The sequence below is a fragment of the Prevotella sp. khp1 genome, assembly GCF_900102205.1.
Classification (GTDB): domain Bacteria; phylum Bacteroidota; class Bacteroidia; order Bacteroidales; family Bacteroidaceae; genus Prevotella; species Prevotella ruminicola.
The window spans coordinates 89,541-115,715 of the sequence record NZ_FNJZ01000005.1; the positions used below are offsets into that span (position 1 = coordinate 89,541).

Consider the following 26,175-nt stretch of genomic DNA (forward strand, 5'->3'; position numbering starts at 1 on the left):
CCCAGCCGCTCGGCTGGGGATTTATTATTTTACTTCTTATCTAATTTCTCATAAACCGAATTATTCGACTTATATTCCGGTACGATATCTTTCATCTTCTTCACGGTTGCCATATCATCAAAGCGTCCGGCTATCTCTACCAGTTCATCGATATCCTGGCATACCTGATCATAGTCGTACTCACGAACCTCGGCAATACGTATCTTCTCGTGGAAAGTTGGCTTGGTGTTCTCCTGATCGTTCAGCACCTCTTCATAGAGTTTCTCGCCAGGACGCAGACCTGTATATTTGATTTCCACATTCTTAGCGCCCGACAGTTTTATCATACGCTTGGCCAGGTCCGAAATCTTCACGGGCTGTCCCATATCAAACACAAATATCTCACCGCCATTACCCTTGGTACCAGCCTCGAGCACCAGCTTACAAGCCTCTGGTATCAGCATAAAGTAGCGAACGATATTCTCATCGGTCACAGTTACAGGACCACCCTCCATAATCTGCTTACGGAACAAAGGTATCACACTACCGTTCGATCCCAGCACATTACCAAAGCGGGTAGTTACAAACTGTGTCTTCGTATAGTCGCGATCCAGCTTATGGTGTGTCTGCAGGTGCTCCAGCTTCAGTTTGCGGTCCAAGCTCTGCACATAAATCTCACAGATACGCTTCGAGCAACCCATTACGTTGGTGGGGTTCACCGCCTTATCGGTCGAAACCATCACAAACTTCTTCACACCGTACTTCACACTCAGGTCGGCAATCACCTTTGTACCATAAATGTTATTATGCACAGCCTCGCTGGGGTTATTCTCCATCATAGGCACATGCTTATAAGCCGCAGCATGGAACACATAATCAGGCTTAAAGCGCTCAAATATAGTCTCCATACGCGCCTGGTTGCAAATGCTTGTCACGATAGTCTCTGTAGGAATCTTCGGATAGTTCTTCGCCATCATCAGACGGATATCATGCTCAGGTGTCTCAGCCTGGTCAATCAGCATCATGGCTGCAGGTTTAAACTTCGCCACCTGGTTCACCATCTCCGAGCCAATCGAACCTGCACTACCTGTAATCAGCACGCGCTTACCTTTCAGCAGTTCCTCTACCGATTTCAAATCCACACGTATTTCCATGCGTGGCAACAGTTCCTCAACGCTCACCTCGCGCATCTGCAAACCGGCATCAAAGTCCTCGCCATTCTGCTGGGCGTCATCACCCATCTCAATAGCATTCTGCGCCATCAGGATCTTAGCACCCGCACCGATAATCTGATCCTGAACTTTCTGATCATTTCGGAAATCCTTCACACGATAAGGCGACACCAATACGGCATCAATATCCTTTTTATGGATAATATCGGCCAAATCTTCGCAAACAGAGTACACAGGTTCACCTAATATTTCTTTATGTCTTCCTCTCTTTACATGCGAGATAAAACCTTTTACGATGTATTTACGTGGACGCTGGTTACGGATACTTTTAGCAAGTCCAACGCCTCCCTGCATAGCACCATATATCAGGATACGCATCGCTCTGGTATCCGAGAATGCGGCATCATAAAGTGTCTTCACAAACACACGTGTGGCCCACATCATCAATGTAGCCAACAAGAATATCAGGAATATCGCCGACAACTTAAAGTGTACAAACCACTCGGTGGGCAACAAATAGGTAACCGATTGTGCCAACAGCACCAGACCTAACGACAACAAGTTGCCATACACTACACGCATCAGGTCAACAAAACCCGCAAAACGCATATAGCCCGCATAAGTATGGAACAAGCGGAAACCAGGTACGCTAAGAATAGTAAAACACACCATGGTGTTAAATACCCTGAGTGTATCATCATAAAGTGTTTGTGTATTTGTAAACAGCCAATACGTTAGCACGCCACTGGCCATCATACTGGCGCAATCTATCAAAATAATGCACCAATAAGGCAGGGCACTTTTAGAAAAGTACCAATTTAGTATCTTATCAAACAGATTTCTCATACAACACTCATATAGTTCTTGGCCGCAAAATTACATATTATTTCCGAACTATGCAAGAAAATCGCAACTTTTTCCACCCTATCGAGAAAAAACTCATTCACTATTTAAATGAATTAAGCGCGGAAACAACCGCCTCGGCATCTTCTGAAGAAATTGCTTGATTCATTGGTATTGACAACTCCTGAGCATGAATCTTCTCTGAAATAGGAAAACTGCGATGATTCCACTCCCGATAGCATGCCTGCTGATGCGGAGGTATCGGATAATGAATCAATGTCTCGATACCATACTCTTTCAGATAGTCCTGTAGTTCATCGCGGCGCACACAGAAGATGGGGAATTGATGATAAACATTGTTCTCATCATCCAATCTTTTGGGGAGCGTTATCAGAGGATTATGGATATGCGTACAATAATAAGCCGCCAACTCTTGGCGTTTCCTGTTATCATCATCCAGATACTTCAGCTTTACATCCAGCACGGCAGCATCTGTTTCTGCCATTCTACTGTTGATACCAATGTATTTGAATGCATACTTTTCTTCACTACCATAATTGGCCAGCGCTCTGATAACCGATGCGAGTTCTGCATCATTGGTTGTTACTGCCCCAGCATCACCAAAGGCTCCAAGATTTTTTCCTGGGTAAAAACTATGAGCTGCAGCATCGCCTAATGCACCAGTTTTCACACCTTTCCAAGCACATCCATGGCTTTGAGCACAATCTTCCAATAACTTCAGGTTATGCTTTTTGCAGATATCACCCAATTGGTCATTATAAGCAATTCGTCCATATAGATGTACTATCATCACCCCCTTGGTTTTTGGCGTGATAGCAGTCTCAATCTTATCTATATCTATTTCCAGATGTTCCCAAGTCGGCTCAACCAATACCGGAACCAGATGGTTGCGTGTGATTGCAATAATAGTGGCAATGTAGGTGTTGGCTGGTACAATAATCTCGTCGCCATCATGCATCAATCCCATTTCCTTATAACCACGTAGCAATAGGTAGAGTGCATCCAATCCGTTTGCCACGGCTACACAATGATTGGTGCCAATGTATTGAGCATAATGCGCCTCAAATTGCTGGTTTGCATGGCCCTGCAGAAACCAGCCCGAGTCAATCACCCTGGCTATAGCCTCTTTGTACTCATCAGCATGCATCGCCGTAATGGCCTGCAAATCATAGAACTTAACCATAATTTATCCTTGCTCATATAATCTGATGCAAAAGTACACATTTTATTTGAGCCAACCAAAATTAGTGGAAAATAGTTCATCTCCGTAAAGAGAAATAAAAACGCCTCTAAGGAGAGTAGTTCTTCTTAGGGGCGTGGTATTAACTGTCAAGCCTTATCACTTACTTGGGCTGGAGATTGGCGTACTCGCGGCTGGGGAAGTAGCAGGGGCAGTCCTTGGCTACATGGGGTAGTTCGCAATGGCCTACGATGCGGGCTTGGGAATATTCCGCGGTCAGTTCCTTCAACAGTTCGTAGAGAGCATGCTTCTGGGCTTCGGTGCGGGTGTCGCAAGCCTTTCCTTGCTCGTTCAATCCGCCCTCGTACACAATGCCGAGCGAGCAGTAGTTGTAATGCCTGGCATGTACCCCCTGCACGGTTTCTGGTAGCAGCGGTATTACCTCACCATCTCTGCGTACATAGTAGTGGTAGGAACACTGACCGTATTTGGCTTCGCCGCAGGCAATCAGGTTCTCAACACTGAATGGACGGTTACACTTGGTAGCCGTGCAATGCACTACAAGCAGTAGCACTTTCTTAAGAGGCTTCAACTGTTTATTCATAACTTACGGGTTTAATTAGAACAAACTGGGGCCGCAGCTCTGAACTGCCAGTGTACCAGCTACAGTAGTGACGATGGTAGCAGCTATCTTGATAAGCTGCTTGATTGTTGACCACTTGATTTTCATTTTTAATACGATTTTTAATGGATAAAGTTTATGGATGAAAAAGGAAGAAGCAGATGCGCAGGCTGCGTTCATACCAATTGAAAATTAATAATTGAGAATTGATTTCAGTGTTCTCACCGGGATGGTATCGCTTTGCCCCAGACACATCTGCTATCTTCCATGATTTACGGTTTAATCACCAATGGGCTCGTTGCTGGGGGGATTGTTATTTCCACCGCCACCGGTATTGCCTCCTCCAGTGGTATTACCACTGTTACCAGAGTTCGATGAACCCGAACCCGATGGTTCTGTTTCTACGTTCATGGCATTGTCGTGAGTTTCCTCGAAGGTTACATCCTTCAGCAGCGAGATGGCATTTACGTACTTCTGCTTCACACTGCCGTCTTCTTTCTTCTCCTGGCCAACCACCACACGGCTGGTCTCTGGCTGGAACAGAATACGACGGGTGGTAATGGTCTGGGCACCGCAATCCTCGAGCTTCGTCACACCGATACTAGAGAAGCCCACCTTGAAGATGCCAATGCCGTTGAGCTTGATTTTCTGGCCCATCTCGAAGAAGTGCTTCAGGGCCTCACCCAACTCCTGGAGTACGGCTTTGATGTCACTCTTCTTCACTGAAGCCTGGCGCTGGATGAAATCTGCCAGCTCTTCAGTTCCCACAAAGTGGTTGTCGTACACGGCCTGTGCAAAGTACTTGCCGAAAGCCTGACTTGAACTGTTCTTGTTCTGCGACTTGATAAATTTTTGACTCATGTTTTTAAAATGTTTAAATGATTAAAGTTTATGGCTGGCGAGGAGACCATCTTAACGTGCTATCCGGATAGTCTTAATGAGTCGTTCAGATAGTCTTTATACCCCCTAAGGGATTATCTCAATGAGGTGTTCAGATGCTCTTAATGACTCGAAAAGATAGTCTCAATGACCCGTAGATGACTCGGTATCACTCGGCTCGCTTACCGATTACAAAGATACAACATTTCGAAAACTCGTTGTCTGTTTCTGTCTGTTTTTGGCCGAATTTGGCTGAAAAAAGTTCATATTTCTATGCCATAGTCATCACATATGTATTTTACAGCCTGAGGTGGCAGCAGATGAGCATGAAGACTTACGCCCATAGTCGCAAGAACGTTTTGGCGAGAAACCATATAGCGCTGAAAAGTTCTGGGTGACACGCCAGCTAATCTGGCGAGTTCTGATTTATACATGGCTTTCATCTTGTTCAAATAAAAAATCTACTATATCAATTTTGCGTTCTTTCTGTTCTTTGGTAGTTTTCTGCTCCAGCAATGGCGACAGGCGGATGGGATAACGGAATCGGTAAAGTCGTTGTGTCTCGTTTACGATGTCGGCCCATTGCTTGTATGCTTCACCCTCAGGATCTGCATCTGGAAAGATAATGATGCGATATTGTGCTAATGGTGCTAACAGCTCTGGTTTCAGCATTTGCATGCCACCACACGATAACCATACAAAGTCTGTAAACTTCTCCGACATAATTACCGCCGTTTTCTCTGATTCTACAATCGCTACTCGTTCTGTACGTTCATTTAGCAGGTGCAGTCCGAAAAGGCAATGCTGCAACTCGTAGTCAGCTGGCAATTGTTTTTTCAGGATAGTATGTACCCAGGTTGGGTTATGCCCTTTGTCGCGATGGCAGTCGGGTTGGTAATACATAATTTTTCCCGTATGCACCTGCTGCTGTTCGTCAATCTCCCAGAAGATAACGCCGCCCTCTTTTGAGTAGCCTAGCTGATAGCGTTCTGCTGCATGGCGCAACTGTCCCTCGCTCAGGTAGCCTGTAGCCACCACTGCTTTGCAAAACTCGGAACCCAGACCTTTGGATTTGGTAACCAAAGCCGCATCCAGCGGTACCACAATAGGTGGTGGAGGTGCAGATGGCTTGCTTTTTACATGGTTTTGAACAGTATGGTTTGTCAATATCACATCAAACTCCTTTACCAACCAATCGCAAGCCTCTCGAAAATCTAGATTCTCGTGTTCCTGGACTAACTTGATCACATCGCCACCTTCGCCACATACAAAGCATTTGTAGATGTTCTTTTCCTTGTTGATACGCATTGATGGGTGCTTGTCGTTGTGGTGCCAGCAAAGGGTACGTTTGGTAATCTTGCCCTTTCCTTTTAACGTAATACCCAATTTCGAGCATACATCAAATATGGGCACCTCGCGGATTTTTTGAAGATCTAATTCATTGTATTTCATTTTTTAATTTTTACATTCTTACATTTTTCAATTTTTGCATTTTTACTTCCTCCGTAGGTGAATGCTAAGTCCCCATACGTAATTCTCTCTACGAGAGAGAATGTAGTATGTGGGGGAACGTTAGCGTTTCACCGTAGGCCATATTCTTTTTTGCCAAAGGGATTCGTTACACACACTATCACGTTTTCTTCTACCGCCTTTTGTAGTATCTCATCGTGCAGTTTAGGTTTGATGGCTCCTGTCAGATCGAAAATCTGTGGTTTCAGTTGCTCCTCGGAATATACCAGTCCGGGTTGCATGATATCGATAAACAGCTGTTTTACATCGAACACATGCTTGCGGCCCTCCTTGTGAGCATACTTCGGGTTTAAATCAGGCAGTTTATTCGAGCCTTGCAATTTGTCGGCCATCTTCTGCTGACTGCGGAACTGTGCTTCCAGTAGCTGCTCGTGACTGCATTGATACGGCAGTCCGTCATCATTCACAGCAAACTGCAATGGTGTCGGGATGGTGTATTTGCGTGTATCCGTTTGCCCCCACGTAAAGATGTGCTCTGAGTTTTTGGCACACTCATATACCTCGAAGGCTTTGTTCTTCAGTTCTGTACCAATCCAACCACGCAGGTTCTTGTCCTCCTGGCTCTTGTTCTGGTGCAACACGCATACGATGGCACAGTGGTTTTCCGATGCCAGGCGCATCAACCGTTCGATGGTGTCCTGAGCCACCACGCCATCGTTAATATCCGCCACCAGGTCGCGAATACCATCCAGCACCACCAGGTCGGGCTGATAGCGCATCACCAACAGCTCCAATAGGCCTAAGCGTTCATTCATGGGCTCGCCACGCACGTTAAACACATCCATCTGCTCCATCGGGAACCGGTCTTCGGGTATGCCTGCGAGTGGTATGATACGATGCTTGAGGATGTCTTGCGTCGACTCTTCGCTCTGCTCGGTATCATACCACAACACGTGCAGCTTTTTCTGCTCGATTCGCTCTACGGAGAGCAACTGGTTGCAAAAGCATAGTGCCATCAAGATACTCGAAACAAATGTCTTACCGCTCTTGGCCTTACCAGATAGTCCTGTTAGTTCGCCACGGGCAAAGCAGGGCTTACCCGACAAGCGGAACAGGAACTCCATCGGCCGTAACTTGGTGGTTGGTGTAATACGTCGCTGCTCCAGCTGCTTCAGTCGTTGTTCCTGCTCACAGGAAATACCTGCCAGCCACAGCTCTCCACGAATCAGATGCCCCGCATCCGGATTAAACACCACAGGTTTTAGGTTCTGCATAATTGTTATAATGTTAAAGTTTAAATGATGTAAAAAATACAGTTGAGTTATGGTCTGATGGCGCAAATATAAGAAAAAAAGCAGTAACTTTGCATCCACTTTGTGCTCCATTAGGGGCGCACAAAACTAACACATTTTAACAATAAGATGAACGAATTTATGACAACACCGTCATTTCGTGCCTTGATTAAAGGCATGATTGACAACGACGCGCAGGCCACTGTGCGTAACCTCGAGTATGTCCATGTTGGTCGCAAGACACGGGACCGTTTTTTAAAAGCGAAAGCAGTGTAATAGCCCTTTGGCAGGGCTATGTAGTGCTCCGTTACTTCCTGCAGAAGCCCGGACTCAGTTCCTATCAGAAATGGCAACTGATAGCCAAGGTTCTCGACAGTCTGGAGCACGACTTCCAAGAAGCCTTCCCCAACGAGCCCCCCATCTTCCTGCAAGGCTTCCGCGAAACCCTCTTCGCCCTAGTCACCCAACCGTAAAAACACAACAGCGGGAGCTCCACCCATGAAGCTCCCGCTGATATTCATTTTATTCATCAAAATTCACATTTTTGCTTGCAATTCAAGAATGAGTTCATCTACTATATAGGCATCGCTCCTATTATGAAGATGATATTCCAAATTACTTAAACAACGATACACCTCAGACGTATAAAACAAATCAAGCGCACGTACCTGACTTATTTGCAATGTCTTAGCCAAAAGCGACACTACCCTTGCAAACTTCATCTGCAACAGTGTTTCATTTATCAACGGATTCTTAACCATGTTGTTCTCCCCTTTCCAAAAATCAACAGATTCTATGAATTTGGGAGTTTTTTGTTTTAAATATGTTAACACCTCATCAACAATATAATCCTTGCTTTGTGTATGAAGAGTTGGGTAACTAGGGTACAAGAATTCTTCAATAGCATTCAGCCGTTTCATCTCCTTATACAAAATGTCTCCAGAGATTCCAAGCCTCATAGCGGTATTTTCTATACAAAACACCACAAATTCCGTTGCCCTGTCAGTTGTTTCCATATCTTATACTTATTTGTACGTCTGCAAAGATATACATTATTTCCTACCCCACCAACTAAAAACTAAAAAAAGATGTGTTATAACAAAAAAACTACCCCTAGAGGGTAGTTCCTTATACAAAAAAACTGCTGCTTGTCGGCATTAACTACGACAAACAGCAGAAAACTCACGCTTGCAAAATTGAGCGATTGTAGAATCAACCAACGATTGACTCTCTGATAGTCTGTACAATATATTTTACATCCTCATCGCTCACATATGGACCAGCGGGGAGACACATACCTATTTTGAATATTTCCTCGCTCACACCATTTAAGTATGCTGGTGCATCCTTGTATACAGGCTGCTTGTGCATAGGCTTCCATACAGGACGAGCCTCGATGCCTGCCTGATCCAAAGCCACACGCATTGCCTCTACATTATCATTGGGCTGACAATCTGTTACGGCACTCGACGCTGCATGAATAACACCTGCAGCACCACCCACAGCACCAGTAACGATTGTTTTGTAAGCATTCTCCTGCCCTTTCACCTTCAATGTTGGGTCAAGTGTAATCGTGCAAAGCCAGTAGTTACTATCGTAATCACTATTCTCAGGCTGACGATGCACAGTTATTCCTTCAACACCAGCCAACAACTCCTCATAGAGTTTCTGCATATGCTGATGATGCTTAATATGATCATCTGCAACTGTCATCTGGCCACGACCGATACCCGCACAAATATTACTCATGCGGTAATTGTAACCAATCTTCTCATGCTGATAGTATGGATAACTCTCACGATACTGCGTAGCATACATCATAATCTCACGCCAAGCAGCCTCATCAGGTGTAATCAGCGCACCGCCGCCGCTGGTAGTAATCATCTTATTACCATTGAACGAAAGCACACCATATTTTCCAAATGTGCCCAGCATTTGTCCCTTAAACTTCGAACCAAATCCTTCAGCCGCATCCTCAATCACAGGAATATCATAGCGATTAGCAATCTCCATGATGCGGTCAATCTGATATGGCATACCGTAAAGTGCTACAGGTACGATGGCTTTAGGCTTCTTACCTGTTTTTGCAATACGGTCATTAATTGCCTCCTCCAACAAATCAGGATCCATATTCCAAGTATCACGCTCAGAATCCACGAACACAGGTGTAGCTCCCAAATAGGTTATTGGGTGTGACGATGCACAAAACGTAAAGCTCTGTACAATCACCTCATCGCCAGGACATACGCCACAAGCAATCAGCGCCAAATGCACTGCCGCAGTACCAGCCGAGAGGGCAACCACCTTCTTTTTTAAAAGACTTCCATCTTTACATTCTTTAATTTTTTCATTGTCAGTTACAAACTGACGAAGGTCTTCTTCAAAGCCATTTACGTTAGGTCCAAGAGGCACAACCCAGTTAGTATCAAATGCCTCCTTAATATACTTCTGTTCCAATCCAGCCTCGCTCATATGAGCCAAGCATAGATAAATCCTCTTATTTGCCATATTATATCATTTCGTTATTATTCCTAATAAAAAAATCCAGCCTCATTTAAATATATATTCCCAACTATATTGCGCAAATCCTTAGGTTTTATCTTTTCAATTTTTCCCATTAAACGCCTCCATCGTGGCATTCCCCTCCTGCGAAATACCATCACGCTTCAGCACCTTCATAATGGTTATCCAAATAACCTTCAAATCTGTCGCTACCGACACATGATCAACATACCACACATCCAACTTAAACTTCTCCGTCCAACTGATCGCATTCCGCCCATGACACTGGGCCCAACCAGATATCCCCGGTCTAACCTCATGTCTTCGAGCCTGCTCCGGGGAATATAGTGGAAGATATCGTACAAGCAATGGTCTTGGCCCTATCAAAGCCATATCTCCTTTCAGCACATTAATCAACTGCGGAAGTTCATCAATCGAAGTTGATCTAACAAACTTTCCTATTTTAGTTAGTCGAATCTCATCAGGCAACAAATTCCCTTCCGCATCTCGTTCATCCGACATGGTCTTATATTTTATAACCTTAAACACCTTCCCATTCTTGCCTGGGCGCTCTTGGAGAAAAAAAACCCCAGCCCCCTTATTCGCAAAGTGCATCAAAATCGTAACAACCAATAATATCGGACTTATAATAATCAGCATCACCAGTGCGATCCAAAAGTCAAAGAATCTTTTAAAAAAGTGTTTGTACATACAGTTTCTACAATCTATTCAAATAATAATCTAAAGCCTTTTTTCTCATCTCATCTGTTACAGATACAGAAATCACTTTCCTTTCTGGCACTCCATAATCCATCAAAATACGAGTGGCCAACGACACATATCCTTTATCAAGGCTCGCAACAATTACATAATCAAATTCCAACGAAGAGATACTATCAACAGGATCCACATTCAGACAACAACGTCTATATTCCCAATAGTCATCATCCAACCATCCTACGATTTTGCAAGATTGGTCTTTCGCAAATCTTTTCATCAACTGCTGGCCAAAAGTTCCCCCGCCATACAGGACGACTTTCTTACCTGTCAAAGAGCAGCCAAATGGGAATTCAGAGAGCGATTTTTCATCTGTCACCAAATACCCACCCGATCGTATTATAAAGATTCCTGTGATAAAATCATCAACTTGTTTTTGAAGTCCATACCCATCGGGATATCCTTTAATCACCGATGAAAGATTGTTATACAGAGCCCTTACCCGAATCATCTCCTTATCAAAATCTACAGAACTCTTCAGCATAGAATCTTCCCGCTGACGATAATGATAAGCACAATTATCTGTAATGCAGATGCGTTTACAATCCAAAAGCGTAGCATAAACCACGACAGCATCTTCTCCAATCGAGACATCATCACTTATTTCGAGTTGATGCTTAAATATCACATCCCTTTTAAACAACTTGTTCCAATGATAAGTCGATATGCCATGATGATAAAACTCCCCATAAGATATCATTTCTTTGAAAACATGTTTTAATGTCTCGCCTTCATAATATCCCGAAGGAACAAAATTGTAAATGCTTTTTGTTTGATTAAACAAGTCCCGACTAAAACCTGCAATAGCAACATCACAATCATTCTGACTTATTGCATTATAGAGCGATTGATAAAAGCCTGGCCCTACCCAGTCATCACCATCTACAAAACCTATATAATTACCAGTAGCAGCTTGTACCCCTGCCTTACGAGCGGAGACAAGACCACCATTTTCTTTATGAATTACCTTTATTCGTTTATCCTTTGAAGCATACAGATCGCATATCTCAGAACAACGATCTTTTGATCCGTCATCCACAAGAATTATCTCCAGGTTCCTATATGTTTGATTAAGAATGCTCTCGATACAAATACCAAGATACTTATCAATCATATATATAGGAACGATTACACTAATAATAGGCTTATTCATATCATTCATTAATTGGCTTGCCTTAGATATACTCTCCTGCAGTCATCCTAAATGTACTACCAGTCATCATGCTCGACTCATCCGAAAGCAAATAAACAAGTCCTGGCAGATAGTCTGCATACTCTGGCATTCTCCCCATTGGTAGGATTCCTGCTGCTCGTTGGCGTAATTCCGCCTCAGACTCTCCTTGCGACTTACGAAGAGCCACCTCTCCATCCGTTGCTGTCCATCCTAGAGTAAAGTAGTTACAGCGAATATGCTCCGTAGCATACTGGTGGGCAATATGTTCCATCAGGATACGCAACGCGCCTTTTGAGCACGCATATGCAGTACGGTCTTTCTGACCACCCCATGCATGAGCCGAGCCTGTAAAAACGATACTACCGCCGCCATTCATTCGCATATATTTTATTGCCTGCTGGCAGCAGAAGAAACACCCTTTAAAGTTCACGCCCATCACCCAATCATAAGTCTCCTCATCGCATGTATCGAGAGGTGATACTGGTGTAACACCTGAATACATATAGAACCCGTCTATCTTTCCGAACTTCTTATAAGCTTCGTCAAACAGGATCTTACAATACTTAATGTCGCGAAGGTCAACATATACAAAATGACCATCACTACCATATGTTCGCATCAGACGGATGCTACGCATAGCAGCCTCTTCATCCAAGTCACCTATAACAACCTTCGCACCTTGACGAGCGAACTCCTCAGCAGCAGCACGACCTACGCCGCGAGTACCTCCAGCGATGACGATAACCTTATTTTCAAGTCTCTTTTCCATAACAAGTAAGTATTATTAAGAGTGTACTACTACTATTTTTTCTTTTTTATTCACTTGAGGTACATAGTCAGAAGATGTTGCTAACGCTTTATCTACGTCAAAACCCTTCAAAAGCATATTATTTCCAGCCTTATCAAAAACCTTAACTTTCTGGTGATACTCTTTGATAGCGGCTGTCAGTTCTTCTTTAGTGTCGCAAACCAAATACAAGCGAGTCAGCACTTGCTTCTCATTACCAACCCACTCTTCAGGAACAATGTCACCTTCATGAAGGCGCTGACCATTAGCCACCACACGCTTGTCGGCTGTAACCTTTTCAAGTCCTTCAATTTTGGCGATCTCCCCCTGCTTCAGCAAGAACCATACCGTAGCTGCAAACTTGCCACTCATGTATGGATCTTCCTTATAAAGATCAACCTTCTCACCCTCGCTACCAGTCAGTGCAAAACGTATCAGCATCTCGCGCTGGTCATAACCATATATGGATTCAAGAAGCAGATGGGGGGCTTCTCCCTGAAGGCGGAAACCTGTGTCATATACATAAAACTCTCCATTTTCGTAGAAACCACTTAGCATCAGAATTCCATTTTTGATACCAATCTCCTTAAACATACGAATGGCATTAAAATGCATACGACGCATATAGTCGTTCATATGCTTTGAAGGATAAGTTCCACCAAGGCATACTCGAGCCATGCCGGGTTGCTCATCAGTAGTGTAGCGGTCATAAATACAAGAAGCAGAACAATAACCATCCTTAAAGGTATAATACATACCCATATCCTCTACGCCCCCCATATAACGCTCTACAATGAAGCGTTTGCTGTGCGAAGCTTCTAGAGCAATGTCTACGGCTGCTTTCAGTTCACTTTCCTTATATACTACAGTGATACCTACACCACCGCCATTATCTACAGGTTTAACTACAACGGGATATTTTATCTTTGCAACGTCCTCTGGCTTCATCTCCGCACTAAGATAGTATTCAGGAATACCATGAATGCCATAGCTCTCACAAGTAGCCTTAAAAACATCCTTATATGAGAAAACATCCACAATACGCTGAGTAGCATAGCAAGGGAGGTTCAGCGCATCACAGACTTTACAATAAGAAGGAACAAGGATGTCAGCCACTCCAACAAGCACACCGTCAACCTTCTCTTCTTGAGCTAATGCAATCAACCCTGGAACATCCATACCATCAACATCAGATGCTTTCCAGCAGTATTTTTTTGCATCGTCAGTATGCCTTCCGCTTGCCACTATTGTCTTTACACCCATCTCATTAGCGACTTTCACCAGCGCTGTAGTCTCAGGATTTCCTCCTAAAATTAGAAGTTTCTTTCCTTCAAATTCTTTTTCCATATTATCGATAATTTATGTATATTTCTGTTTTATTCAAATTACTATCCCTTCACCTTGTGTGAATATCTTATACTTCTGTTCTGGCAATTTCTCTTCCAACAATTCTTTCCAAAGTCCCGGATGCCCTCCATGAGAAGCGAACATACCGAAATGACAAGGAACTGTCAGTTGGGGCTTCAAAGCAGCTGTCAAATCAACCTGTTCCTGCTCATTCAAATTTCCGTATGCACCGTTAATTGGTGCAATCAGCACATCAAGAGCACCTTCCTTCATATATTCAGCTTTCCAGTCAAGATGCAACGAGGTGTCTCCAGCTTCAAGGATATGTTTACCATCAACTGTAATAATCGGTGCAACCTCCAAAGGTGCACCTGCCCCATGATCCGAATGAATAAAGTCGACATGGAAGCCTGCTACGTCACAACTGTCTCCTGGTTTAACATATTGGACACGACTATCATCAATCTTCAATCTTTCAACATCCTCCTGACAATCATAAGCACAGTACAACTGTGTCTTTCTATTCGCCATCAGACCTGGCATCGCATCAATATCAAAATGGTCTCTATGGAAATGAGTTGCAATGAGTACATCAAACTGCAATTCATCATATCCTAATATCTTAGGCATTAGTCTATGATAACCTACATGTCCCTCAACTGGTTCCACGCACTCCGATAGATACAAATCTATCCCCAAGAGTTTTCCATCTTTACCCTTTATAATAAAGCCTGCCTGACCAACCCAAAACAAATGCGTCTCCCCGAGGGATGCTTCCATCACGTTCTTTGCAAAACTATTCATATAGATAATGTTTAAGTAAACTCATACATACTTTTCTAATAACTCATCATAGAAATCATATAGGCAATTCCTAACGAAGCCCTGCTCAAATCTTGAAGCAATCATCTCTCTTGCATTATCAGCCATTCTATCGCGGGCTGCGTTATCATTCACCATATCCATCATAGCCTTATATAGTGCATCTGCATCTTTCGACGGAATGACAACACCGTTTTTGCCTTGACGAATAATCTCGCGCGAGCCATTTATATCAGTCACGATTGACGGTAATCCCATAGCTCCTGCTTCTATCACTGTATTGGGGAATCCTTCTCGGTAACTTGGAAAAACGAAACAATCAGACGCTGCATAATAGGATAATAATTCATCGCCATATTTCGACCCGACAAATTCTATTGCAGGATTATTTTCGATAAGACCACGGGCATCATCTGATATCGGATCAAGACTATCTTCAAAAATTCCTACCAATATCAATCTTGCTTGAACAGACTTAGATAACTTATCCATAGCCTGACATAACTCGTTGATTCCCTTATCTCGTACAATACGCCCTACAAATACGAACGTAAATACATCTTTCTTTATCTCTGCAGCAAGTTTCATGACTTCAGAACGTCGAGAGTAGAAATTCAAATCTACTCCTCGAACATTTCCATAGCCAAGTACTTTCAGTGGTTTCTGTGTAATGCCATTGTTAAGCAAATCATTTTTCACACCCTCACCTTCGGGTATAATATGTGTAGCACACGCACAGGTCAACCAATCTGTAGCCATCAGGATTTTACGTTTCAGACCTGTAGCAGTAGGGAATACAAGACCTGTAAATGTATGTACTCTAACTGGCACCCTGCATACCTTACCCGCCAAAGTACATAGTAACCCGGCTTTAGGAGTCATACTATGCACCATCGTAGGCTTCTCATTACGAAACGTTCTTATCAGCAACAACAGTGCCTTGAAGTCCTTTGACAATGATATATGTCTCTCCATCGGCACAGCAATCGTCCTCACCCCTTCTCGCTCAGCTACTCTCTCAAGAGCCTCACCAGGCGATGACAATCCTACAACTTCATATTTCTCCGACAACTCCTGAAGCATTCCTTTGCAAAAGGTATTCAAAGATTCAGGTACTGTCGTAGCTCGAATTATCTTTATCATTATACTATCTTCACTATTTTACGTAATATCGCATTATAATCAGTAATAGAGTCCTTAGCCAGTTGTTCGTTGCGTCTTCGTATCATCCTATCATCACATCGAATTATATGCAAAAAGACAGCAACAATCGATGAAACCAGGATTTTACATATCAGCTGAAGAAAATGACTTCTATTATCCATATAACATCTCTTACCCCAAGAATAACGGAGAAGTAATCTTTGGCGTTTCAAATATGTTTTCAATCTGAATATCAAAGGTTCACGATAGAAAAGTACAGGTTCGAGAATATCTGCAAATACAGAATTTTTGAAGCTACGAATCCACAAATCCATATCTTCACAACCAGATAGACTTTCATCATATTTCCAGTTTCTAAACCATTCTGTTTTACCAGCTACTGTTGGATGAATAAAACGAGATGACATAAATAAATCATCAAAATTCCATATACGACTAGCCCGTCCACGCAAACCAAGGATGTTGTTATTCTCATCTATCACTAGCGCAGGTGCTCCTACGACATCAACTTCTGGGTTCTCTTGTAAGAATATCACTTGCCTTTCAAGTCTATCGGGGAACATCAGATCATCACCATCCATCCTGATAAGATATTGCCCTGATGCCAAATCTATAAGTTGATTCAGGCGACAAGCGATTCCTTTATTATATCCATCCTTATATAATTTTATTCTGCTATCAGAAAAACTCTCGATAATATTAGTCGTATCATCAGTACTCCCATCATCAAAAATAAGCAATTCAAAATCAGTAAACGTCTGATTAATCACTGAACATATTGTACTCCGAATTGTTTTCTCACAATTATATGCGGGAATAACAACTGATACCAATGGTCTATTTTCCATATTCGTTAGTTTAACAACGATTTAAGTGTCAATGCTGCATTTACTAATAAGAAAAGCCCTATAGCACGTAATACATATCTCTGGGGACGTTGATTATTAAGATAACCATTTAACACTGGATATAAAAGAAGAAATGGTATCATAAACCAACTTAAATATGCGAAACGATCCGTATATGGCATTCTAATCAACAATAACCATAAAGAGTTAACCAAAAGATAAGCTCGATATACTGTATTATAAAGAGGTAAGTCATTTACTAAATTCTTCATATTATATCTGGCGAACAATACTGGTGCTAAAGAATAGACAACAAAATCCAATCTGAAACCCACATTGTACAATTCACTTGTACCATCAATATATTCCTCGGCACGTGCATCAAGTCCACTTGCCAGCATCATAATATCTGAGATAACTGACGTCGTGGCTGTTAGAGCTAGAAAAAATAACCATACCCATTCACACCATCGCTCTTTCTTCATAACATATTTTGCACACAAATAACCACATATTGGAATCAGCATCGGCATATTACAGCCAACTGCAAAAATCGCGAAGAACAACTTACTCCATCGTTTCTCTGAGCAGAAAGAAAGTAACACCAATGCCAACCCAAAACCTGCACGAATAGTATTACTACCATAAGCAACAAAGCCCATGCACCCAATTACACACAACACGAAATAACCGGAATACTGATCTGGAAAAAATTTCTTAGCTAAAACAAAATAGGCAGCACAATATATTACCGAATAAAACAACCAATATAAGATTTCGTTTTTCATTAAAACGGAACTAAGGAATATTTGCAATTTTCCCCAAAAAAGTTCTCGAGTATACGTCCCATAATAGTTCTCTGCATCAAGATAACTATCTAAATACTCATGTTTATCCACTCCCTCTACAAAGATAAGAGTAAACATATAAAAAAGCAGGAGAAGTAATCCACCCCACAAATGGAATTCGACTATTTTATCCTCATCTCGTTCTGTTGTAGATACAAGAAATAAGTAGAGAAAAGGGATAAATATATAAACAAATCCAATAAATTCAGACATCTATAAAAAATTATCTGTACGTCAAAACAACCGAAGAATCAGATTATACAATCTGTACTTATACAAGAAATATAACACACCATATTTTACAGAATGCTTCATAAACCTTGCAACGAGTTGACAATCACAGAATTTCTGATAAAACTCCGACTCTCTCACCTTTGCCAAAGCATGACATCTATCTTTAAAAGACAATCCTAACTGCTGATTAGAATAATATGCACATACATTCACTACATATTGCCTAAACAACAAATAGGTATAATTGAATTTATTTTTTTCTAAAGATATTTGCAAAGCCTTTATTGTTTCTGTGATAGACAATAATTTCCTTTCAAACATAAAAATGTTATCTTCACAGAATTTTGATGAAGTAGAAAAGCCTTTACGGATATAATGAAGATAATAACAATGATTAATTGTCACCATGGTGTTTGTATAACGAATAAATCTTTGATTAAAATCTATATCCTCTCCTCCATGCTTATAGTGTTCATCAAAACAAATATTATTTTTCTTCAACACATCTCTTTTATATAAGCCATCCCATACACAATCAAGTGTCCTATTATCAACCAAAGAAAAATAATTCTTTCTAATTTGAGTACGATCTAAAACACTGTGTGATAAGGTACTAGCCATAACTCGCTGGACTTTTGAACAATTGATTATATATTCTTTCTTCCCAACTTTTACTAAATCAGCATTATTCCTACGAGCCTCTTCATAGGCATGTTTCAAAAAACCAGGAAGGTATTCATCATCATGATCTGAAAAAGCGATGTATTCACCATTAGCCCTTTTTAAAGCACTATTACGGGCATTACAGATTCCACCATTATGCTGATGAATTACTACAACTCTAGAATCCTCATTTGCATACTGGTCGCATAATTCAGAACTTCCATCACTTGAACCATCATCAATCAAAATCAATTCAAAATTACTGAAATCCTGCGTTAATATGCTATTTACAGCTGTTTTCAGATAATTGCCCGCATTATAAACTGGCAATATGACAGAAATGCCAACGTTACTCATTATAATATTCAATATATTTTTGGGCAATTACTGGCCACGAGTATTCTCCTGAAGAAAAGAACTTCTCGATATTGTCTTTATACAATCTTAATTTATCAGGAGAATTGTACATCTCACAAATCGCAGTTGCTAATTCTTCAACATTATTTGGCGATATAAGTCGCCCATTAACATTATCCTTAACAGTTTCACTTAATCCACCTACATTTGTAGCCAAAACAGGTTTATTCAAAGAAAAAGCCGAAGCAACGACCCCGCTTTGAGTGGCATCTTTGTAAGGACATACCACAAATTTTGAATTTGAAATTAAATTCACTAACTCTTCCAAACTCAAAAATTTATTTATTATTTTAATATAGCCTACATTATCATAGCATTTAACATCAAAATCCAAGACACCTCTACCTGCTATAATACATTCAATTTCAGGTGCTTGTTCATGGACTATTTCCATAGCCCTACATAATAAGTCTATTCCTTTATATGGAGAAAAGTGCCCGCAAAACAGAATATAGTTCTTGCCATAATTAGGTAACATTTGCATAATAGACCTAACATAATTCAAACACGAATACTTTCCTAATTTGTTAATTAACACTGGTCGTTTCCCTACATTATATAAACTTGCAAAAGTTTTTTTCTGGTTATTATTTAACAAAACGAACTTATCAATGTGTCTAAAAGCAAATTTACGTTTCAACTCGCCATATGAACTACCTTCGCCTGAATGAGTGAAAGGATCATGTACCGTCATCACTTTAGATTGGGGATAAAAATATAGAAGAAATTCCGAAATACCCAATTCATAAGTTAGATGCAGAACATTTATCCTCTTTTTCCATAGAAATAGAAACAATTTTATCATTATCCATAAATTTACAATATTATACCATCGTTTTGAACGAATAATAATATATATATTGTCTAAATCTATAAAATCACGATAGAATCTGAATTCTGGAATATCATTAGCTTTATGTATTCCTAAACGAGGATAAGAAATGGAAGAAAACAGACCACCAGAATCCCGCCCTTCATAGACATTAACAAAATACGTAACGTCAACATTCTGGTTCTGCATTTCCTTAACTAAAGGGAAATCGCAATCAGAAAAGAATACATTACTATAATAAGCAATTTTCATATATTTCTAATACTATATACGAATCTATGAGCCAAAGCTTTCAAGAAATAAGAATTTTTCAAACCATATTTCTTTCTATGGAAATATATTGAAAGATAATCCTTCCACAAAGAATATTGCAAATACTCCGGAATAACTGCTGCCAAACAACAATTTCGATGTAACTCAATTGAATTTTTGAACCATGCGGGTTCGTCCTTTATGAAATTCTGTATCCAAACAGTGTATCTCATCTGAGCAGATATCTTTTGTTCTGTATTTTTTTCTTTTACTGACGAGATATTGTCGCCACTCATTCGGAAGGAAACCAAAAGACTATTAGAATGTGCGATACCGCCCTCCTTTGCAAATTCCAAAATAGAGATTTCATCAGAGCACCAAGCTTTTGGCATATTCACATATCCCCCGCATTTTCTCACAGTTGATGTCCTTAACAAGAATTCAGAAATGGTCTGAATTCTATTCCTAGAAACTTTAGCCCACAAATAATCCATCGCAGACTCATAGGTTGGCGAAGAAGGAAATAGATCTATAATACTATCATTCGAATCAATCATCTTAACCCGACTTCTAAAAACAGAGACATCAGGATACTTAGATGATAGAGAAAGCATTTCAGAAATAAAATTCCTATCATATACATCGTCATCACAGAGAAGAGCAAAAAAAGTACCTTTTGCATAATCCAAACATTTATTCCAATTAGCAACCGGGTCAGCTCCTCCAAGATTGATTTCATTTACATAATACCGAATTCTTGGGTCATGAAATTCAGAAACCACATCATCCAATGATTCTGGAGATGCATCATTAACTATCACCAGTTCAATATTATCATATGTCTGACTAAGTGCTGACGCTATAGCTTGTTTCAGAAACTTTCTTTTATATGCAGGTATCGCAATAGTCACCAATGGACAATTCTTGTTGTTTTCCATATTTCCTCTGAACAAATTATTAAAACCAACATTTACCCAAGCAACGCATTTATTTCTTTATTACAACCGCTATTCATACTTATCAGAACATCGTTTCGTTGCTTCCAGATATTTTAATCCATATTTTAAATCTGGCTCAAGATGATTACCTTCTGCCCATTCATTCCATGCATTTATAAAAACAAAGTTCTCCTCTTCATTACGAGGCTCGAACCCTTCCATTACAGAAGACAACCATTTCTCATATTTTTCCGGAGTACTATTTTTTAGTTCAAAAAAAGCGTTTTTCTGCCTTCTTGGAGAATTATCCCAACGTGGTGTAACACAAGGATAACGATTATAATCAACAGAAATCAATAACTCATGATTAACATATGATTCATAATCAACTATACGAGGGAAAAATTTTCTTTCAAATAATTTATTTGTGAATAAATTGCATATGTCTTTCATTCTTGTCAAGATATTATTCCTAACATGATTAAAATGCGGTTGAAAATCTATCGCAGCATCGAAACCTGGTTTCAAATAATCAGCACCTTCTGTATTAAAGCTCTCAAACCTACATATATACAACTCTTCTCCCCATTTTCTCGCTTCATCCCTCATAACAGCAATTGAGTGCTTCATGTTTGGGAAAAGCGTAGAACGATAAATACAAAACACAGGTTTCCCAGCAACTCTTATATATCTCGGATCCTTGAAATAATGTTCACACAAATACCGTATATGTGCTCTGTCATCTTCTTCAGAATAACGTTGTTCTATAAGAATCTCCTTTTCTCCTCCATCCCATGCACGAGTCCAATTTTCATTAGCCCAACACACCATAAAAGGAAAATCCGGATTACCAGATTTAATCATTTCATTAATGGGTTTCTCCATCAACAAATGACCATTAAACCAATAATGATAATAACAGAAGCCATAAATACCATACTGTTTAGCTAATTCTGCCTGAGCAATTCGGCTCTCTTCCAAACGTAAATCATAGAAACCCAAGTCGGCAGGAATATGCGGCTGATAATGCCCTTTATATCTCGGTCTCGCTTTTGCGACATTTGTCCATTCTGTAAATCCTTTCCCCCACCATTCATCATTTTCTTTAAATGGATGAAATTGTGGTAGGTGTATAGCAATAAGTCTTTTCTTCATAATAATTATCTATTTCAATTGTTTTATCACTTTTGCAGGTGCACCAGCCACCAAACTATTAGATGGAATATTATGGGTAACAATGGAACCAGCTCCTATAATAGCATTGTCTCCAATTGATACGCCAGACAAAATAGACACTCTATCACCAATCCATACATTACGTCCAATAGATATTTCCCCCTTTGATGTCAGCTTCCTTTGAGCAGGCGGAACATCAACCTCCTCTAACGATAGTTCTCCATGCGCATTGTCACCTATATAAACATAGCGCCCTGTTAACAAGCCACTACCAATAGTTATTCTTTTTATCGCAGAGAAATGACAATATTCACCAATTTTGCAATCATCCCCTATAATGATCTCTGGTTCAAAACGGTTTTCTTCCCCATAGCGTTCCCAACAACCAAGAATGGTATGATGTCCAACACTTGTATTTGAACCAATTTTTATTCTATGAGCTCCACCTCCCTGCAACAATAAAGGACGACAGAAAATTGTATTTTTTCCAACATAGCCTATAAAATTACGAATCCAAAGTGTATAAATGAAATCTTTATACCACTGCAACGACATACTAAAGTTATAGGTGTACAAGCGACTCCATATATAAACAAACAAAAGCAACAATCTTTTTATGATTTGCTTCATAACAATATCACTAAAAAACAAATTAAATCAAAAATAATCATCCGCAATTATGATTTCTCTGATAGCAGATTTAACCAACCTCTAAGAACAACATTAAACTGCCAATTTACAAATCGAATTTAAACATTGTATTTATTATATACGCGAATAACATCCTGGGCCAAACGTTTAGGTGAAGTCAATTCTAATGCCACATCTCGGCAATGCGCCCTAAGTGCTTCATATTCTGGAACTAGCATGTTAAATATGTTGTTAATACCATTTGCAAAATCTTTAGCATCACGTAGCTTCGCACAATAACCTGTACATTGTCCCTTTACGACATCCAAAGCTGTCCCCATTTCAAAGGCTATGATTGGTGTTCCACATGCCATAGCCTGATTTACCATTGAGGGACCAGCATCATTAACCGATGGACTCAGGAATACACTTGACATAGAATATATGTCAGGAAGATCCGTTGCTTTCACATATCCCAAATATAGATAATCAAAACACAATTGTTCTTTTATAGGTTCAATATCTCTACCAATTAACACTAATAACACCCGCTTTCTATCTTCGCTTGACAGTTTATCATGGAATAATCTTAATGATTGCAACAAATATGAGATCCCTTTTCTTTCATCATAAAGGCTCTGGCTACCAAACAAAAGAATAAAAGTCTTATTCTCACCTATACAATATTTCTCTCTACATTTTATAGGATCTTGAGGACAGTATTTATCAACATCAACCACTGGAAGAACAGTTTCTAACCTATCATATTCCCCCAACAAGAAAGACTTCCGATAAAAACGATTCATATACGAATTACCATATACGATTGGCCTAACCTTTTTATAAACTCGACTTCGATATGTAACATTCCATTTGGTAAAATCATTCTCTTTAATAGAACAAATAGCTGGACAAAGACCACATCCTGTTTGATAACGTAAGCAATCACCTGTAAAATGACATCCGCCAGACATTGGAGAATAGTCCACACACTGAAAGTGGAACTGACAATGCAGCTTATCATACAAAGCGCTTATAGTAGCGAAAGATAGTAATTCCTGCCAAAAAACAATATAAACCAGATCATAAGATTTCTGAATTTTTTTTAGTACCCTATCAACTGATACTGGCGGATTTAATTCTTTGGCGTAAAAAAAGAAATACCCAGGAAGTTGTTTAAAAGACTCCGAGATATGAAAAAAATACTCAAGTTTTCTCTTTACTCTATCAAACAAACTAGGCTTGGCGGGGTTAAAATCGAATATACTTATAAACTCTGGATGACCTTCAACTGGATATTTAGTTAAAAAATCGACATCCAATCCTGCATTCTTAAATGCTTGGTAATGCTCGAGTCCAACCACAGCAGGACCTATTGAGGGGTCTACTGAAGAAATAACAAGAACCTTCGGGGATCTATTTTCCATCAAAAAAATCCTTTATTGTTGAAATAACCAATTTTACATCTTCATCATTTAATTCGAAATACATTGGCAAGCGGATCAGACAGTCTGCAAATCGATCACAATTCACCAGGTTGGGAATATCTCCAACATGATGCTCTTTATAATATTCACTAAGGTGTAGGCTGAGATAATGGAATACTGCCAAAGTTCCATTCTCTTTTAGACACTTAATAAGGCTTGTACGCTCATCAAGATTTCTACATATCAAATAAAACATGTGCCCATTATTTGTGGCATATTCTGGCACATCTGGCAAATTGACGTATCCTCTATCTGCAAGCTCTTTAAGCCCTTCAGCATACATTTTCCAAATAGCCTTACGTCGAGACTGAATGATTTCAAGACTCTCTAACTGGGCCCATAAGAAAGCACTGTTAATCTCTGACGGTAAGAAACTTGAGCCAGTATCAACCCAGCCGTATTTATTAACCATACCACGGAAAAACTCTGCACGATTGGTTCCCTTTTCCCAAATAATTTCAGCACGGCGAATGAAGCGTTCATCATTAACAGCAAGCAGACCACCCTCACCGCCTGCAGTGACATTTTTTGTCTCATGGAAAGAAAAACAACCAAAATGTCCAATACTTCCTAACGGTTTCCCTTTATAATACGAATCAATAGCCTGAGCAGCATCCTCAACAACAAATATATTGTGCCGATTAGCAATATCCATGATTTTGTCCATATCACATGCAACACCAGCATAATGAACAGGAACAATAACCTTAGTATTTGGAGTAATCAAGGCTTCTATTTTATTGACATCAATATTTGGATTATTCGAGCAACTATCTGCAAAAACAATATGTGCTCCTTGACGAACAAATGCCAATGCAGAAGATACAAAAGTATATGAAGGAACTATCACTTCATCACCTGGTTTCACATCACAAAGAATTGCAGCCATTTCCAACGCATCGGTACATGACGTTGTCATAATGGCTTTCTTAAAACCAAATTTTTCTTCAAAGAACTGCTGACATTTCTTTGTAAACACGCCATTACCAGACAATTTTCCTGTATATACTGCCTGATACATGTAATGAGCTTCCTTTCCAGTAAGAAAGGGTTTGTTAAACGGAATCATTCTTTCTAAATTTATAATTGGTTTATATAATCATCCACCCAAATATGATAGATGTTACTAATTGATTTAACTTCAAAACCATTTTTCTCATAAAAACGGCATGCACCTATATTGGCCTTTTGTGTAGCAACCTCTATTACAGTCCCCTCAGGGAAAAGGCCATCTAAATGCTTGATTAGCTTACTTCCAACCCCTCTATCACGAAACGCATAATTAACTGCAACAAGACCAATAATTACGCAATTTGTGGACTTCTTATATGTTAGCAATCCGATATTCGTACCATTTTCTTGATACACAAGGACATCAGAGGCAATAGAACCATCTAACGAATTCTTTATCCAAGCATCATACAGAGATAAATACGCATGGATTGGCATTTTCTTATCCATATAATATCTTGAGTGCCCCCCACTCTGCAATGCCAACAATAACAAATCTGCCTGCAAAGGCTGATGTAAATAACTCACAATCTCCTTAGAGCCGTCAGCAAACGAGGTTCCAAGAGTCTTTGTATAAATAACTTTTTCATCAGAAAGAAAAAAACTGTCCGACAAATACTCATCTATCCCATCTTGATCTTTAAGGTATAGTAATTTATACCCAGCTTTCTTAGCTTTCGATATCACACTCTGCAAGTCATCAGAATTAGGGAAAGACGAAGACACAAGATTGCCAACCTTAAATCCAAAAGTATCTGTATCCCAAGAAAGATATTCAATTTCCATAATTAATTTTACTACAAAAATA

26 protein-coding genes are annotated in these 26,175 nt (G+C 40.1%); 2 read left to right on the forward strand and 24 right to left on the reverse strand.

Annotation, left to right across the window (positions count from 1 at the left end; translation table 11 throughout):
* Positions 1 to 29: 29 nt before the first annotated feature.
* The 6 genes from BLR73_RS12770 to BLR73_RS12795 form a co-directional block, all read right to left on the reverse strand.
* On the reverse strand, positions 30 to 1,997 hold the full coding sequence (locus BLR73_RS12770; protein ID WP_091862620.1) for a nucleoside-diphosphate sugar epimerase/dehydratase: 1,968 nt from the start codon (positions 1,995 to 1,997) through the stop codon (positions 30 to 32).
* Positions 1,998 to 2,097: 100 nt separating this feature from the next.
* Positions 2,098 to 3,198, reverse strand: a complete 1,101-nt coding sequence (locus tag BLR73_RS12775; RefSeq protein ID WP_091862623.1) for a DegT/DnrJ/EryC1/StrS family aminotransferase — start codon at positions 3,196 to 3,198, stop codon at positions 2,098 to 2,100.
* Between the two features lie 160 nt (positions 3,199 to 3,358).
* Positions 3,359 to 3,799, reverse strand: coding sequence for an N-acetylmuramoyl-L-alanine amidase (locus BLR73_RS12780; RefSeq protein ID WP_091862626.1), 441 nt, complete (start codon positions 3,797 to 3,799; stop codon positions 3,359 to 3,361).
* Positions 3,800 to 4,096: 297 nt separating this feature from the next.
* The gene (locus tag BLR73_RS12785) at positions 4,097 to 4,678 is read right to left on the reverse strand and encodes an HU family DNA-binding protein (protein WP_091862629.1); all 582 of its coding nucleotides are present in this window, start codon (positions 4,676 to 4,678) and stop codon (positions 4,097 to 4,099) included.
* 444 nt (positions 4,679 to 5,122) lie between these two features.
* The gene (locus BLR73_RS12790; RefSeq protein WP_091862631.1) at positions 5,123 to 6,148 is read right to left on the reverse strand and encodes a DUF6371 domain-containing protein; all 1,026 of its coding nucleotides are present in this window, start codon (positions 6,146 to 6,148) and stop codon (positions 5,123 to 5,125) included.
* Between the two features lie 128 nt (positions 6,149 to 6,276).
* Entirely contained in the window at positions 6,277 to 7,440 is a 1,164-nt protein-coding gene (locus BLR73_RS12795) for an AAA family ATPase (RefSeq protein ID WP_176763690.1), read from the reverse strand.
* Positions 7,441 to 7,587: 147 nt separating this feature from the next.
* On the opposite strand from BLR73_RS12795, the gene BLR73_RS14415 reads away from it, so the two are divergent.
* Complete coding sequence (locus BLR73_RS14415) at positions 7,588 to 7,734, forward strand: hypothetical protein (protein ID WP_176763691.1); 147 nt, start codon at positions 7,588 to 7,590, stop codon at positions 7,732 to 7,734.
* Between the two features lie 23 nt (positions 7,735 to 7,757).
* Positions 7,758 to 7,931: a hypothetical protein gene (locus BLR73_RS14420; protein ID WP_013064439.1), complete on the forward strand. Its 174-nt coding sequence runs from the start codon at positions 7,758 to 7,760 to the stop codon at positions 7,929 to 7,931.
* Positions 7,932 to 7,994: 63 nt separating this feature from the next.
* On the opposite strand, the gene BLR73_RS12805 is transcribed toward BLR73_RS14420, so the two are convergent.
* The 18 genes from BLR73_RS12805 to BLR73_RS12890 all read right to left on the reverse strand — a co-directional run bounded on the left by BLR73_RS12805 (position 7,995) and on the right by BLR73_RS12890 (position 26,153).
* Complete coding sequence (locus tag BLR73_RS12805) at positions 7,995 to 8,474, reverse strand: DUF3791 domain-containing protein (RefSeq protein WP_091862638.1); 480 nt, start codon at positions 8,472 to 8,474, stop codon at positions 7,995 to 7,997.
* Positions 8,475 to 8,670: 196 nt separating this feature from the next.
* Positions 8,671 to 9,966 carry a DegT/DnrJ/EryC1/StrS family aminotransferase gene (locus tag BLR73_RS12810; protein ID WP_091862640.1) on the reverse strand — a complete coding sequence of 432 codons (1,296 nt, stop codon included), beginning with the start codon at positions 9,964 to 9,966 and terminating at the stop codon, positions 8,671 to 8,673.
* 96 nt (positions 9,967 to 10,062) lie between these two features.
* Positions 10,063 to 10,671, reverse strand: a complete 609-nt coding sequence (locus tag BLR73_RS12815; protein ID WP_091862642.1) for a sugar transferase — start codon at positions 10,669 to 10,671, stop codon at positions 10,063 to 10,065.
* A 7-nt stretch (positions 10,672 to 10,678) separates the two neighbouring features.
* Positions 10,679 to 11,890, reverse strand: a complete 1,212-nt coding sequence (locus tag BLR73_RS12820; RefSeq protein WP_176763692.1) for a glycosyltransferase family 2 protein — start codon at positions 11,888 to 11,890, stop codon at positions 10,679 to 10,681.
* Positions 11,891 to 11,912: 22 nt separating this feature from the next.
* Complete coding sequence (locus BLR73_RS12825) at positions 11,913 to 12,680, reverse strand: SDR family NAD(P)-dependent oxidoreductase (RefSeq protein WP_091862648.1); 768 nt, start codon at positions 12,678 to 12,680, stop codon at positions 11,913 to 11,915.
* Between the two features lie 15 nt (positions 12,681 to 12,695).
* Positions 12,696 to 14,045: an ATP-grasp domain-containing protein gene (locus BLR73_RS12830; protein WP_091862651.1), complete on the reverse strand. Its 1,350-nt coding sequence runs from the start codon at positions 14,043 to 14,045 to the stop codon at positions 12,696 to 12,698.
* A 33-nt stretch (positions 14,046 to 14,078) separates the two neighbouring features.
* Positions 14,079 to 14,849, reverse strand: a complete 771-nt coding sequence (locus BLR73_RS12835; protein ID WP_091862654.1) for an MBL fold metallo-hydrolase — start codon at positions 14,847 to 14,849, stop codon at positions 14,079 to 14,081.
* 21 nt (positions 14,850 to 14,870) lie between these two features.
* On the reverse strand, positions 14,871 to 16,010 hold the full coding sequence (locus BLR73_RS12840; protein WP_091862657.1) for a glycosyltransferase family 4 protein: 1,140 nt from the start codon (positions 16,008 to 16,010) through the stop codon (positions 14,871 to 14,873).
* Positions 16,010 to 16,879: a glycosyltransferase gene (locus BLR73_RS12845; RefSeq protein WP_091862660.1), complete on the reverse strand. Its 870-nt coding sequence runs from the start codon at positions 16,877 to 16,879 to the stop codon at positions 16,010 to 16,012. The genes BLR73_RS12840 and BLR73_RS12845 overlap by 1 nt, the downstream gene beginning before the upstream one ends.
* A gap of 5 nt (positions 16,880 to 16,884) precedes the next feature.
* Positions 16,885 to 17,940, reverse strand: a complete 1,056-nt coding sequence (locus BLR73_RS12850; RefSeq protein WP_091862663.1) for an EpsG family protein — start codon at positions 17,938 to 17,940, stop codon at positions 16,885 to 16,887.
* A 21-nt stretch (positions 17,941 to 17,961) separates the two neighbouring features.
* Positions 17,962 to 18,981, reverse strand: a complete 1,020-nt coding sequence (locus tag BLR73_RS12855) for a glycosyltransferase family 2 protein (protein ID WP_091862665.1) — start codon at positions 18,979 to 18,981, stop codon at positions 17,962 to 17,964.
* Positions 18,974 to 20,125 carry a glycosyltransferase family 4 protein gene (locus BLR73_RS12860; protein WP_091862668.1) on the reverse strand — a complete coding sequence of 384 codons (1,152 nt, stop codon included), beginning with the start codon at positions 20,123 to 20,125 and terminating at the stop codon, positions 18,974 to 18,976. The genes BLR73_RS12855 and BLR73_RS12860 overlap by 8 nt, the downstream gene beginning before the upstream one ends.
* Positions 20,122 to 21,063 (reverse strand): glycosyltransferase family 2 protein, encoded by a 942-nt coding sequence (locus BLR73_RS12865; RefSeq protein ID WP_091862670.1) that lies wholly within the window; start codon positions 21,061 to 21,063, stop codon positions 20,122 to 20,124. The genes BLR73_RS12860 and BLR73_RS12865 overlap by 4 nt, the downstream gene beginning before the upstream one ends.
* Before the next feature lie 69 nt (positions 21,064 to 21,132).
* Positions 21,133 to 22,218, reverse strand: coding sequence for a glycosyltransferase WbsX family protein (locus BLR73_RS12870; RefSeq protein ID WP_091862673.1), 1,086 nt, complete (start codon positions 22,216 to 22,218; stop codon positions 21,133 to 21,135).
* A gap of 9 nt (positions 22,219 to 22,227) precedes the next feature.
* Positions 22,228 to 22,869, reverse strand: a complete 642-nt coding sequence (locus tag BLR73_RS12875) for an acyltransferase (RefSeq protein ID WP_233456468.1) — start codon at positions 22,867 to 22,869, stop codon at positions 22,228 to 22,230.
* A gap of 119 nt (positions 22,870 to 22,988) precedes the next feature.
* On the reverse strand, positions 22,989 to 24,296 hold the full coding sequence (locus BLR73_RS12880; RefSeq protein WP_091862676.1) for a glycosyltransferase: 1,308 nt from the start codon (positions 24,294 to 24,296) through the stop codon (positions 22,989 to 22,991).
* Positions 24,286 to 25,425: a dTDP-4-amino-4,6-dideoxygalactose transaminase gene (gene rffA, locus BLR73_RS12885; protein ID WP_091862677.1), complete on the reverse strand. Its 1,140-nt coding sequence runs from the start codon at positions 25,423 to 25,425 to the stop codon at positions 24,286 to 24,288. The genes BLR73_RS12880 and rffA overlap by 11 nt, the downstream gene beginning before the upstream one ends.
* Before the next feature lie 11 nt (positions 25,426 to 25,436).
* Complete coding sequence (locus BLR73_RS12890; RefSeq protein WP_091862680.1) at positions 25,437 to 26,153, reverse strand: GNAT family N-acetyltransferase; 717 nt, start codon at positions 26,151 to 26,153, stop codon at positions 25,437 to 25,439.
* Positions 26,154 to 26,175 lie beyond the last annotated feature (22 nt).